This window comes from Campylobacter sputorum, assembly GCF_002220775.1.
Taxonomy (GTDB): Bacteria; Campylobacterota; Campylobacteria; order Campylobacterales; family Campylobacteraceae; genus Campylobacter_F; species Campylobacter_F bovis.
In genome coordinates this window covers 368,695-382,506 of record NZ_CP019685.1, presented here as the reverse complement: position 1 = coordinate 382,506, position 13,812 = coordinate 368,695, and the positions used below count along the sequence as shown (strand labels likewise).

Genomic DNA, 13,812 nt, shown 5'->3' with positions numbered 1-13,812 from the left:
TTTGTAAAAAGGCTTAATATATGAGTAAAAATAAAAAAATTTCTATAGTTATTTTATGCTTTATTAGTTTTATTTTTATCATTTATACACTATTTGGATTTTTGGGAATTCCTTATATTTTAAAAAACAGCATTCCATCATCTTTAAAAAAACAAGGAATAGAACTAAATATAAAAGATGCTAAATTTAACCCTTTTACATATGATTTAAACATAAGCGAAATTTCTATAAGCACTTTTGAAAAAATTTTTAGTGCAAAAAAAATAGACTTTGATATAGACATCTTAAAAATTTTTAAAAAAACTATACATCTAAATGCTATAAAACTTGATACTCTAGATATAAACATTTTAAAAGACATAAATGGAACTTTTAACTTTGCTAGTTTTTTGCCAAAAGATGAAAAAGATGAAAATGTTGGCAAAACTTCTTCATTTAATTTTATTTTAAATCATCTAGAAATATTAAATGGTAAGTTTAGTTATAGCGATAACTCTCTAGACAAGCCTTTTAATATCAATTTAGATGACATAAACTATAAAATTTCAAATATTAATATGGCAGATGAAAACATAGGTCATCACATGCTTGATTCCATATCAAATTTAGCAAAAAATATATCCATAGATAGTGGCATAAAGATAAAACCGCTTACATTTCATGGAAATATAAAAGTTCAAGATCTTGAGCTTAATCCAGTTTGGTTATCTTTCTTAGAAAATATGCCATTAAAACTAAAAAGCGGGAAGTTAAGCACACAGATAAACTACAACATTATTTTCGATAAAGATAAAATGTATTTCTTGATAGATAACTCAAATTTAACATTAAATAACATTTTGGTTTTAGATAAAAACGACTCTATATCTCTTGGGGAGCTAAATATACCAAATATCAACATAGTTTCTAACATAAAACCATACGATGTATCAACTATGATAAATTTTGAAAATTTAAATTTATTAAATTTAAATCATAGCAAAATCGGACATATAAATGCACTAAATTTAATACAAAATAATTTAAATATCACTCTAAAAGATAAAAATACAATTTTAGACATTAATTCATCAAATATAATTAGCAAAAATATATCTCTTAGCAACAATTTAGCTATATCTAACGATGATATAAATGCCTCAAATATCTCTTTTATGTTGCAAAATATGGATGGAAATTTATCCATAGATACAAATTTGGCAAAACTTAACATCAAAAACTCACAACTTAACATAGATAAAATCAAAGCTATTTTAAATGACGCCACACTAACAAATGCAAATTTCACCCTAAAAGATAAAAATATCACATTTAAAAATGATAAATTAAATACATCTGATTTTTCGTTTTTTATAAACAAAGAAAAACTTTTTAACAATCAATCATCAAATCTTAGCAATTTTACTTACACATTTAATAACCAATCATCAAACATAAATGCTGATAATTACGAACTTTCTAAAACTACTGCTTATAGCAAAAATTCTAAATTTTCTTCATTTGAAAAACTAAATTTAAAAGATATAGTTTTTGATCTAAATGATTTAAATTTAAAAATAAATACTATAAATTTAGATGCTTTTGATTTTAAAACTAATATAAATAAAAACAGAAAAATAAGCGTAATAGAAAATTTACCATCTATACAATCTACAAATAAGACTTCTAAAAACAATAAAAAGCAGCAAAATAGCACTAAAAAGGCTTTTTCTTACGCTATAAACCAGATAAATATAAATAACGCTAAAGCAGATATAAATAACATTATGGATGATTTTAATGTCACTCATAAATTTAATGATATAGATATAAAAATAAAAAATTTTACTTCAAATTATGCAAAACCTTTCGGTATTTCTTTAAGCTCTAATTCAAAAGATATCTCTTTAAAAACATCGGGTGAAGTATCCATAAATCCGTTTAAAACAAATTTAAATATAGACTTATCGCATAGAAATTTGTCATATTATATGCCTTATGCAAAAGAATTTATAGATGCAAAACTTCAAGATGCAAAGATGAGTTTTAAAGGTAGGTTTAAATTTGATAAAACACCAAAAATACAAGGAAATCTTGAGTTAAAAGATATTTCTTTGTTAAATCAAGAAGATTTTGATATTTTTTATATAAAACAATTTTATATAAAAAATATACAATATGATACAAACTTACTAAATTTAGACGACATAACTCTACAAGATCCGTATTTAAATGTTTATATAGATAAAAATAAACAGGTAAATTTATCAAAGATTATCAAAAAAGATAAATCAAAAAATGATAAACAAGACAAAAAAGAAGATCAAAACGATAGTAAATTTGCAATATTTATAAATAAAATAAAGTTAGAAAATGGCACACTTGATTTTAGTGATTATTCCTTATTTACGCCTTTTGTCACCAAAATTTCAAATTTACAAAGCACAGCTTCATCTATAAGAAATGATAAAATCAGCCATATCAACCTAGAAGGAACCGTTGGTGCAAGTGGCTATAGCTCCATAGAAATACAAACAAAACCATTTGATCCAAAAGATTACACCAAAATAAATATGACTTTTAAAGATATTAATTTACCAGATATTACTCCATATAGTAGCGAATTTGCTGGATATGAGATAGATAGCGGAAGACTTAATCTAAGTTTGGTCTATGATATAAATAATTCTGTAATGCTTTCTGAAAATACCATAAACATCGACGCACTAGAACTTGGAAAGAAAGTTCAAAGTGATCAAGCTGTAAATTTACCACTCAAACTAGCAATATCCATACTAAAAGATTCAAATAATCAAATAACAATAAATCTGCCTATAACTGGCGATTTATCAAATCCAAAATTTAGCTATGGTGGCATTGTTTTACAAGCGGTAATGCAACTTTTTACAGATATAATCACAAGTCCTTTTAAATTTTTAACATCTACCCTTGGTATAAAAGGTGAGCAGATGGATACGATTGATTTTAAACCAGGAAATGATAATCTAATAAGCTCAGAAAAGGCAAAAATTCCAAATTTTGCTAAAATAATAGAACAAAAAGATAGCATAAATATAACTATAACTCCAGCTTATAATAAAAAATTAGACGAAAATGAATTTCAAAAAAATAAATTTGAATCCGATATATCAAGATACATGATGAAAGACGGATTATCATACAAAGATGCCATTGAAAAGCTTAGAATTCGCTTCTTGCCAAATAAAAATTTTCCTTCTTTGCAAGAGACAACAAAAGCTATAATTACAACATATAATATAAAGCAAAAATACTTTGATGAAGTTGCGATAAATAGAGCACAAAATATCAAAAATGCTCTTATAAAAGCAGGAATTCCTAAAGACAGGATAGAAATTTTAAAAATAAATCCTAATGGAAAAATAAAACAAAATTTATATATAAGCGTAGAAATGGGAATTGTAAGAAAAGAAAAATAAAGAAGAGAATTTTGGTTTACAAATAGGAAATTTTAAAAATACAACGATGAAAATAAAAAAGAATTTAGTAGTGTTTTGATAAAAAATATTTATCAAGATAAAATAACAATAAATATAAATGGCTTAAATAAGGATTGTATCTCAGATACTAAAAACCATGGCGGGACTAATAAGGCTGTATTTGCAAACTCTCTTAGTAATTATAAAATTTGGAATGATTTTTTAAGAAAAAAGCTAAATATAGGAGATATGAGAGAAAATATCACTATGAAAAATCTTGATGAAAATAGTGTTTGTATCGGAGATATTCACTACTAAGATCTTGCATTTTTCAAGTTTCTCAGCCAAGAAAGCCTTGTGCTAAGCTTTAATAAATACTATGAGGGGATAAAGAAAATAGAAGTGATAAATTTTAGAGAGCATTTGATAAAATAGCCTAAAATAGGCAATCTTTGTAATAAAAAGCCATAAAATGTATAAAAACCGAGAGAATTTTTTCAAATCTTAAACGAATTTAGCCAAATTTTGCCATTTTTTAAGGAAAAATATTCCTTAAATAAGTTTTACCTTAAATGAAAATATGAATTTAAGTTTTTTATACCTTTAAAATAACGATAATATCGTGCTTAAAAGCATTTTAAGTTTTATAAATGCACACACCGCAAAATTTAAAAAAACCGAAAAACCGTATAGTTTAAATGCCGTATTTTAGGGATTATCGGTTTTTAATATGGTTGAAATATGGTTGAAAAAGGCATAAAAACTTATAAAAAACCAGTAAAAACCCATAGGTTTTTTATAAGTTTTTGTATATTTTTTCTTAAGATCTTAAAAGTAAAAATTAATTTTATACAAATTCAACGAGAGAATTAGATAAGTCATCATACCCATTGAATTAGTATTTGATTTTGCTAGAGTGTTGCAGTTTGTCTTTCATATGCATATTTTACGGCGTTTGGTTCTGTATGTGCTAATGCATTTTCTATTGTTTTTTGCTTATACTAAATTTTACAAGATCTGTTATATGCAACGAACAGATGGTTTTAAATGTGGCTCTAAATCCGTGAGCACACACTTTTGAGTGATATTTGTCTAAAATAAGTTTGCAACACTAATTTTGCCATTTTTTACTCCATAAAAACAAAATTACTTTTATAAAACAAGAATTACCCTATAAATTACCATAATGATTTAGAAGTAATTATATAATAAAAAGAATTAAACAGAAGTAGCTGTAATTAGAAAAATGGTTTGGTGGTGGCCCCGAATGGACTCGAACCATCGACCACTACCATGTCAAGGTAGTGCTCTACCAACTGAGCTACGGGACCAAAATCTGGATTTTACCATATACTTTTTTAAACTATCCTTGTGTGCGAACTATAAGACTTGGCGGTAAGTTAAAATGCTCTATAATTCTAGCTTCTTGCTGTCTCATTTCGCCACTATCAATTTCGTGATCAAAACCTAAAATATGAAGTAATCCATGCGTAAAAAGAAGTGCTATTTCATCATCATTTGTATGATTTAACTCATTTGCCTTTTTGCTAACTAAATCCAAATTTATAACTATACTTCCTAAAACTGAACCATAAACAAACTCCAAAGGAAAACTTAAAACATCTGTAGTTTTGTCTATATTTCTATTTTCTTTGTTTATTCTACGCATTTCATCGCAATCAACAAATACTAATTCGACATCATCATTGCTTAAAAATTTTAAAATTTCATCTAAAATTTTGGGATATTTATCATCACAAATAATCATTATCTACACCTTTTAAAGCAAATTTTACCAAATGTAGCTATAATTTTTATTAAATTTAACAATAGGAATAATATGAAAAAAGCACTTTGTATAATAAGTGGTGGAATGGATAGCACACTTTGTGCATATATGGCGAAAAATGAGGGTTATGAGATAGTTGCACTTCACTTTGATTACAATCAAAGAACTATGAATAAAGAAAGAGAGTGTTTTAGCAAAATATGCGATGATTTAAACATCAAAAAAAGAGAAATTTTAGATGTTAGTTTTATATCACAAATCGGTGCAAATGCATTAACTGATACAAATTTAGAAATTCCAAAAACCGGCATTAGTAATGACATACCAATAACCTATGTTCCTTTTAGAAATGGAGTTTTTTTAAGCATTGCAGCAGCACTTGCTCAAAAAGAGAATTGTGATGCGATATTTATAGGTGTTGTTGAAGAAGATAGTAGTGGATATCCTGATTGTAGCGAAGAGTTTATAAAAAGTATGCAGCGTAGTATAAATTTAGGAAGAGGCACAAAAGAAACAAAGATTATTACACCTCTTGTTCATCTTAGTAAAGCAGATATCGTAAAAAAAGCTATATCTTTAAATGTACCATTAGAATTAACTTGGAGCTGTTATGAGAGTGAAGATAAAGCGTGTGGCGAGTGCGATAGTTGTAGGCTTAGACTAAATGGCTTTAAAAAAGCTGGTTTTAAAGATAAAATTCCATACAAAGAGTAAAATAAATCTTTTACTCTTTGGATTCTAGCGCTCTTGCTAGGTTTTTAGCGGCTTTTAAATCCACTTTTCCACTTCCAAGAAGCGGCATCTCTTCAAGATTATATATAGAAGATGGAAGCATTAATGGTGGCACATGTGAAGCCCTAAGTTTTAAACTTACTTCATTTGGCAAAATTTCTCCTTTGTATAAAAGAACTATCTTTTCACCCTTTTTCTCGTCTTCTACACTAACGCAAATAATCTCTATATCCTCTCCTAGGGCATTTGATACTTTTTCTTCGACGCTTGCCAAACTTATCATCTCACCACCAATTTTAGCAAATCTTGAAACTCTATCTGTAATTTTTAAAAAACCATCTTTATCAAGTAAGCCTATATCGCCACTTTTATAGTATCTAATCCCATCTATCTTTACAATAACATCTGATGTCTTTGCCATATCATCATAATAGCCCTCCATTACTTGATGACCACCTATAAGAATTAACCCTTCTTCGCCTATGTCTAATTCTTCTAATGTTTTTGGATCAACTATCTTTATAACAGTTCCTGGAAGTGGCAAACCAACAGTTCTAGGCTTATTAAAGACAAGTTCGGTAAAAAAGTCAGGATCTAATGAGTTTGGCATATTGCAACTAACTACAGGTGTAGTTTCTGTAGTTCCATAACCCTCATAAATTTCATGACCAAATTTCATCTTAAATTCTTTTTTAATATCTTCTTTTAGCTTTTCAGCTCCTGCTACCACTATCCTAAGATTGGCAAACATTAAAGAATTTATCTTTTTGCTTTTATTATAAAGTCTAAAAAATGTTGAAGTTCCAAGAAGTATAGTTGCGTTATACTTTGCAGCCATATTGCCTATAGTTGAGCTATCTGTTGGATCTGGAATATGTACACTCATTATGCCTTCTGTTAATGGTAAAAATGTAGTAACTGTTATGCCAAAGGAGTGAAAAAGCGGTAAAGTAGCCATTATAACATCACTTTTTTGTTTATTTAAAACACCAGCAATCTGCTTAATATTTGCCATTAAATTTCTATGTGTTATTTTTATACCCTTTGGTTCACCTTCACTTCCGCTACTAAAAACAATTGTGGCAGTCTCCCCTATATCAACTGGCTCAAAATGTGTAAGTTTTATAAGCCATGCTGGCATAAAAAACGCCTTTAAAAACGCCAAAATTTTATCTTTTTTCTCTATACTTTTTGCAATATCCTCAAGATATATTAGTTTATCTCCAATGCTATTTTGCAGATTAAAACCACGATCTGCTAATTTCTCAACAAATTTTCTAGAAGTTATAATGCTTTTTATGTCAGCTTTTTGGACGCATTTTATCATCATTTCTTCACTAACCGTATAGTTTAAATTTATAATAACTTTTCCTTTTATTAAAAGAAGTAAGTTTATAGCACTTCCAAAAACGGAACTCGGCAGTATAACGCCTATATGTTTTTCATTCTCAAATGAGTTTTTAAATTTAGAAAATAACACCAAAACAAGTGTTATAAATTTAAGATTATTTAGTTTTAGACCTGTAGAATCAACAATAGCTCTTCTAAAAAGATGAGATTTTGCAACATTTATCCAGTTAAAATGCACTGGATCCAAGCTATTTACATACTCACCCCAACTATAAAAAGAAAGCTCGTTTACAACTTTTTTAACGGCACTAGCAGTTGAAGTATTGCTCATTTGCTTTCCAAAAGTTACACTTATTTGCTTATTTCCATCAATATTTGCTAACTCTTTGTATCCTTTGCTAGCTCTTGAAAAAGTTGAACCCCAAAGTCCTCTTATAAAAAATGGAATAATAACACAATTTGCATTTTTAGCAGCAAGCTCAAAACCTTGCTGGAATTCACCCAAATGACCATTATATGATATCCTACCTTCTGGAAAAAGAGCTACTACTTCGCCATTATTAAGCCTTTTAGTTATAGCTTCTATGGCACTTTTATTTATGCCATTTCCTATTGGAATAACCTTAAATAAATTAAAAAACCATTTTATATACCAGTGATTATAAAAACTTTTAAACATTACAAATTTAATAGGTCTTGGTGTAGCAATTTGCAAAACAAGCCAATCGATCCAACTAATGTGATTACCAAGAAGAAGAACGCCACCCCTTAATGGCAAATTATCAAGTCCATTAACATTTACTTTATAAGTTTGCTTTAGTATAGGTAAAAGCAGTATTCTACTAAAAAGATGTGGCAACTCTTTTACACAATAAATTGCTGTAAAAAGTGTAGCCATAGCACAAATCAGATATAAGCCAATAGTAGTAAGTCCGAATTTAACAAAAAACATTGAAAATATTATTGCAAAAACCATAGTTATATTTTGTAAAAAGTTATTGCCAGATAAAATTTTCCCCATTTGCTCTTCTTTTGCGAAATACTGAATAGCCGCATTTAAAGGAACAATAAAAACACCTCCGCTTATACCAAAAATTAGTGATGATAATGCAAATAAAAAAATATCTTTACTTCCCGATAATAAAAAAAGAGCCATAGAAATACCTAGTGCGCCAAATGGAACAATGCCAAGCTCTATATGTTTTTTAGAATAACTTGCTGCTATTGCTGAGCCTATGATTATTCCTATTGCACTTACTGAAAGTATTACTTGTATTATTACTACATTTGAATCCATTGTCATAGCTTTATAGTGTGCAGGAAAAGTCGCAACTATTATTTGTGAAATAGCCCAAAATACGGATAATCCAAGTATGCAAAGAAATATAGATTTATTAGATTTTATAAATTTCAAATTGTGATTTAAATATGTTAAATTAAGATATTTCTTAATTTCAAAATTCTCTTCAATAGAAACTGCTTTAAAATATGGTATTTTAAATGTAAAATATGCTTCTATAATTGATAATACAAATAAAATAACACCTATAAACCATACAGAACTCATAATTTCACTAGGACTTGTGCCACTATATAACATTTCAAAAAATATAGAAAACATAAATGAATTTAAGAGTATAGATACTATAGTAACAGCTTGTACAACGCCATTTCCACTACCTAAATTTTGAGATCCTAGTAAATTTTTTATTAGACCATATTTAGCAGGAGAATAAATTGCACTTTGCATAGCTAAAAATAGCGTAAATATAAAAGCAATATAAAACCATCCAAAAATATAACTTATTAATATACAAAATGTAAATAGTACCCCGATAATAGCACAAACTCTAGTAACAATCGTTTTGGAAAATTTATCGTTTAAAAAGCCAGATGGTGAAAATAAAAATATAAAAGGAAACAAAATCATAGCATTTACTAATAGGCTTAGGTATAACAAAGTATCGCCATCATAGTATTTTAAAATAATATTTTGTATTGTTATCTTATGACCTAAATCCACTCCAGCATTTATAAACATAACAACAAGATAAGGTATAAAACCCTTTTTTGAAAAAATAGAATCCATAATTCCCTTTACATTTCTATCTAAGAAATATTTATCCCCTTATTTTGGGGATAAATTTCAATGCAAATCTTTCCAAATTTTTCTTTTCCAAAGTATAGCAAAAACAGAAATTATAGCAAAATAAATCATGATTTTTATAGAAACAGATTCTCTTTCATCTTTTTTAGAATCCCCAACTTTTTGTATGTATTCTACAACTTGTGTTTCTGCTTTTTCATTAAGCCCAACTCTAGGCATTGCAGTGCCTGGAAGCATTTTTTGAGGATCATTTATAAATTTATGTAAATAAGTTTCACCTTTTGAGCGAATCATCATAGAAAGATCTGGCGGATTTGATCCCATATAGTTTTTAAGACTCAATCTATCTCCTAAAACATACATATTGTCATATTTCATATCATGACATCTTTGGCAAGCATTATCAAAAACTTCTTTATTGCTAACTTCTTTTGGAGCAACTGAATTTAAATAAACTATTATATCTGCAACTTCTTGATTTATATCTCCACCAAGACCAAAAAATTGAGTCATAGGAAAAGGTTTTTCATCGTTAAATACATGAGATACTTTTAAAGCTAAAGTTGGTTCAAGTATAAGGGCGGCTAAAAATTTATCATCATACAAATAACCAGCCAAACTAAGATCTGGCGGAACCACTCCTATAGCTTCACTTGCTGTTTTATCATCACCCATAGGATTAGGCAAACCTTTTACTTTTAAAGAGTGGCAACTCGCACATGCCATAGCAAATATTTGCTCTCCTGATGCAATATTTCCTTTTGAAAAGTCAATGTTATCAACTTTACCCCAAAGTTCATCATATCTTGTTTTTAAATTTGTAGCTTTTGCAAGCTCTTTATTTGCTAAATTTAGGTTAACTTCATCATTGTCAGCTTTTTTAATATTCACATTTGCTAAATCTACTTTTTTATTGACAAATTCTTTATCTGAAGATGAAAAATCATAACTTACAGAAGATGTGTGCGGATTCATAACAGAGTGTGCCAAAGGCTCAACTCCCCAATATGTAACTAATACCATAAATAAAACTATAATTAATATCTTTAACTCTTTCATAAGCTACCCCCTTTTTCTTTCGGCTATAGTAATGAGAGGTAAAAATACAAGCAATAATGTTATATAGCTTATAGAAAGAACAAAACCTATATAAGTATTGCTAATGCCAAAAGTTACTCCATCGGCTGGCAACTTACCATAAATAGTAAGTGCTATTAAAACTATCATTAATACCCAAAACCATATGAAATATGCTCTGTTTTTATGTGCAGGAGCAACAACACTGCTTCTATCAAGCCAAGGTATAAATATAAGAGAAACCCCAGAAAATGCAAAAGCCATAAGTCCTATATCTGCAGCTTTAAGTGGTCCAACATCAAAGAAAAATCCGCGCAAAATTTCATACTGCCATAAAAAATACCACTCAGGATAAATATGTGGAGGTGTTTTTAAATGACTTGCGGGATCAAAATTTATAGGATCCATTGCAAAGCTAAACTGAAATCCTACCAAATAGAAGAAAAATATCATAAATATGCAAACATACATGAAATCTTTTGCTAAAAATCCTGGCCAAAATGGTATAACTTTAGCTTCTTTAGTATTACCTTTTAGATATTTATCAGCTTCTAATTCAAAATCTATCTCTTCTCCATCAAGATTATTTACATGTGGAAAACGAAGTGCATAAAAATGTAGAGCAATTACAACTATGATTACAACTGGAAGTAAACAGACATGAAGCATAAAAAATCTTGTAAGAGTTGGATCGCTTACAGCATAATCACCCCTTATCCACTCTACGACTGCTTCACCTATAATAGGAATACCTCCAAAAAGTTGAGTTATAACAGTAGCTGCCCAATAACTCATCTGTCCCCATGGAAGCATATATCCACTAAAAGCCTCAGCTGAAAATATCAAAAATAAAAGTATACCACTAACCCATATAATCTCTCTACCATTTTTATAAGATCTATAATAAACTGCAGTAAATGTATGAATATAAAGTATCAAAAATATAACAGAAGCGGCAACTGCGTGTATATGTCTCCAAAGCCAACCATATTCAACTTCTTGCATGATAGTTTTATTTACACTATCAAACGCCACAACGGCATCTGGTTTATAATACATTACTAGTAATAGTCCAGTAACAAAAAGAAGTATAAAAAGCGTTAACAAAATAACACCCATAGCCCAAAGGAAGTTTATATTTTTTGGTATCCAATACTCACTAACCATAACTTTCCAAAATTTATCTATATTTAATCTTTGATCAAACCAATCAAATAAACTTGTAGATTTTTTTATATGCGACATAACTTCCCCCTTATGCTTTAGACATCAGTTGTTTGTATTCAGGACCTTCTTCGCCAAGAACAAGTGTTGTTCCTTCTATTTTAAAAGGAGGAATATCCAAAGGTCTAGGAGGTGGTCCAAAAGTATTTATGCCTTCAGCATTAAATACTCCTCCATGACATGCACAAACAAACTCATTTCTAGATGCACTCCAGCTTGGGATACAGCCTAAATGTGTGCATAGCCCAATTACGACAATATATCTAGCATCTCCAACAACAATATCTCTAGCTTCATTTGGTTTTGAATCAGCTGATTTTTTCATAACAAAAATAGGCTTTTTACGCCACTCCACATTATAAATTTCACCCTCTTTTATAGGACTAAGATCAACAGTGGTAAAACCTGCTGCTTTTACACTAGGGAGCGGATCCCATGTTTTCTTAACAGCTCCAAGTGCAAATATACCGCCTATTGCAGCGACAGCACCAAAAGATATACCTATAAAATCTCTCCTACTGTTTTTTTCGGACATACTTTTCCTTTCTATCTATAGCTATAGACTTTAAACTCAAATATTTATTCTACAACAATTATTATTAAATTTAAATGATATTGTTTTTTTAATTACATTTTATGATTAAATTTATAAAATTAAGTTATTTTTTTTAATTTTTATTAATATTTTATATGATAGAATGAACGGTAAATAAATATTGTAATAATGGGGTTTAATAAACATTTCCATGTATTATAAATTTATAAACCGACAACTAAATTCAACTTAATACTTACTAGAGGAGTTTTGATGACAGAAGGTGTTACTAAAATAGCTTTTGCTACTATTAGCAATGCAAACGAGATAACAACTATAAGCTTGGACTTTTATGCTACTTTTGTTGTTGTATGTTTTGTTCTTTGGATTGGAACATTTTTAACTAAAAAGTCAAATTTTTTATACAAATACGATATTCCAGTGCCAGTAACGGGCGGTTTGGTTATTGCTATATTTGTTTTTCTTTTATATTCATTAGGTGGTATAAGTATCAAATTTAACGAAGCTATAAAAGATCCATTTATGCTTATGTTCTTTACATCAGTTGGTCTTGGTGCAGATTTTGCAAGTCTTAAAAAAGGTGGAAAACTTCTAGTTCTTTTTGGAATTGCTGTATGTTCATTCTTGTTTGTTCAAAATGCCGTTGGTGTTGGACTTATGACTTTAATGGGCGAAAATCCACTACTTGGTCTATTAGCTGGCTCTATAACATTAAGCGGAGGACACGGAACAGGTGCTGCGTGGGGCGATACTTTTATGAAAGCACCATATATGTTTGAAGCAGCAAAAGATATCGCTATGGCAAGTGCAACTTATGGGTTGATAGCAGGAGGTTTATTTGGTGGTCCAGTAGCTGGTAGCTTGATTAGAAAATTTAATCTAAAGCCTACAGAAAAAGAAAGCGATAGTCAAACTAGTGATGAGGTGTTTTCAGAGCCTGAAAAACAACGACTTATAACAAGTTCGTCATTTGTAAAAAGTTTGGGTCTTTTTGCTCTTGCTATGTTTTTAGGAACAACCATTAACTTTTTCCTAAAAGGTACAGCTTTTGCACTTCCTACTTTTGTTTGGTGTCTATTTAGTGGAATTATAATTAGAAACTCATTCCATTATTTTAATATACATCAGGTTTTTGATAGAGAAGTTGGCGTTATAGGAAATGTGAGTTTAGCAATCTTCCTTGCAATTGCAATAATGACTCTAAATTTAATAGAACTTACAAAACTAGCCATTCCTTTACTTACGCTTCTTGCAGTACAAACAGTTGTAATTATTTTATGGCTAAGATATGTTACATTTAATATTTGTGGCAGAGACTACGATGCTGCGTGCTTAGTCGCAGGACATTGTGGATTTGGTATGGGTGCAACGCCAACAGCTATAGCAAATTTGCAGTCTGTAACAGATCACTTTGGTCCATCAAGAATAGCATTTATCGTTGTTCCTATAATGGGCGGATTTTTTGTTGATATAGCAAACGCCTTAACTATTAAACTATTTTTATTTTTACCAGTATTTGGTTAAGTATGCATTTAGAAGC

General features: G+C 29.2%; 9 protein-coding genes and 1 tRNA gene. 4 read left to right on the top strand and 6 right to left on the bottom strand.

Translation table 11 applies throughout. From position 1 onward, the window contains the following. Window positions 1-20 precede the first annotated feature (20 nt). Together CSPB_RS01975 and CSPB_RS01970 are read left to right on the top strand one after the other, a co-directional pair. Window positions 21-3,437 (top strand): DUF748 domain-containing protein, encoded by a 3,417-nt coding sequence (locus CSPB_RS01975; protein WP_089192948.1) that lies wholly within the window; start codon window positions 21-23, stop codon window positions 3,435-3,437. 75 nt (window positions 3,438-3,512) lie between these two features. Then, window positions 3,513-3,755 (top strand): MOSC domain-containing protein, encoded by a 243-nt coding sequence (locus CSPB_RS01970; RefSeq protein ID WP_089192947.1) that lies wholly within the window; start codon window positions 3,513-3,515, stop codon window positions 3,753-3,755. A gap of 937 nt (window positions 3,756-4,692) precedes the next feature. On the opposite strand, the gene CSPB_RS01965 is transcribed toward CSPB_RS01970, so the two are convergent. Both CSPB_RS01965 and ybeY read right to left on the bottom strand, forming a co-directional pair. Beyond that, window positions 4,693-4,768 (bottom strand) — tRNA-Val (locus CSPB_RS01965). A gap of 32 nt (window positions 4,769-4,800) precedes the next feature. Next, window positions 4,801-5,205, bottom strand: coding sequence for an rRNA maturation RNase YbeY (gene ybeY / locus CSPB_RS01960; RefSeq protein ID WP_033916560.1), 405 nt, complete (start codon window positions 5,203-5,205; stop codon window positions 4,801-4,803). Between the two features lie 72 nt (window positions 5,206-5,277). On the opposite strand from ybeY, the gene queC reads away from it, so the two are divergent. Continuing rightward, window positions 5,278-5,940 (top strand): 7-cyano-7-deazaguanine synthase QueC, encoded by a 663-nt coding sequence (queC, locus tag CSPB_RS01955; RefSeq protein ID WP_089192946.1) that lies wholly within the window; start codon window positions 5,278-5,280, stop codon window positions 5,938-5,940. A gap of 10 nt (window positions 5,941-5,950) precedes the next feature. Here queC and CSPB_RS01950 read toward each other — a convergent pair whose 3' ends face one another. From CSPB_RS01950 to petA, 4 genes are read right to left on the bottom strand one after another with little or no spacing between them, the layout of a single operon-like run. After that, window positions 5,951-9,397, bottom strand: coding sequence for an acyl-[ACP]--phospholipid O-acyltransferase (locus tag CSPB_RS01950; protein ID WP_089192945.1), 3,447 nt, complete (start codon window positions 9,395-9,397; stop codon window positions 5,951-5,953). A 57-nt stretch (window positions 9,398-9,454) separates the two neighbouring features. Further along, window positions 9,455-10,474: a c-type cytochrome gene (locus tag CSPB_RS01945; RefSeq protein ID WP_089192944.1), complete on the bottom strand. Its 1,020-nt coding sequence runs from the start codon at window positions 10,472-10,474 to the stop codon at window positions 9,455-9,457. Between the two features lie 3 nt (window positions 10,475-10,477). Continuing rightward, window positions 10,478-11,737: a cytochrome b gene (locus CSPB_RS01940; protein ID WP_089192943.1), complete on the bottom strand. Its 1,260-nt coding sequence runs from the start codon at window positions 11,735-11,737 to the stop codon at window positions 10,478-10,480. A gap of 10 nt (window positions 11,738-11,747) precedes the next feature. After that, window positions 11,748-12,251 (bottom strand): ubiquinol-cytochrome c reductase iron-sulfur subunit, encoded by a 504-nt coding sequence (gene petA / locus CSPB_RS01935; RefSeq protein WP_089192942.1) that lies wholly within the window; start codon window positions 12,249-12,251, stop codon window positions 11,748-11,750. A 327-nt stretch (window positions 12,252-12,578) separates the two neighbouring features. On the opposite strand from petA, the gene gltS reads away from it, so the two are divergent. Next, window positions 12,579-13,796, top strand: a complete 1,218-nt coding sequence (gene gltS / locus CSPB_RS01930) for a sodium/glutamate symporter (protein ID WP_193625332.1) — start codon at window positions 12,579-12,581, stop codon at window positions 13,794-13,796. The last annotated feature ends 16 nt before the right edge of the window (window positions 13,797-13,812 follow it).

Coding starts and splice junctions, on each gene's coding strand:
- CSPB_RS01975 (WP_089192948.1), top strand. CDS start 21: ATGAGTAAAAATAAAAAAATTTCTATAGTTATTTTATGCTTTATTAGT.
- ybeY (WP_033916560.1), bottom strand. CDS start 5,205: ATGATTATTTGTGATGATAAATATCCCAAAATTTTAGATGAAATTTTA.
- queC (WP_089192946.1), top strand. CDS start 5,278: ATGAAAAAAGCACTTTGTATAATAAGTGGTGGAATGGATAGCACACTT.
- CSPB_RS01950 (WP_089192945.1), bottom strand. CDS start 9,397: ATGGATTCTATTTTTTCAAAAAAGGGTTTTATACCTTATCTTGTTGTT.
- CSPB_RS01945 (WP_089192944.1), bottom strand. CDS start 10,474: ATGAAAGAGTTAAAGATATTAATTATAGTTTTATTTATGGTATTAGTT.
- CSPB_RS01940 (WP_089192943.1), bottom strand. CDS start 11,737: ATGTCGCATATAAAAAAATCTACAAGTTTATTTGATTGGTTTGATCAA.
- petA (WP_089192942.1), bottom strand. CDS start 12,251: ATGTCCGAAAAAAACAGTAGGAGAGATTTTATAGGTATATCTTTTGGT.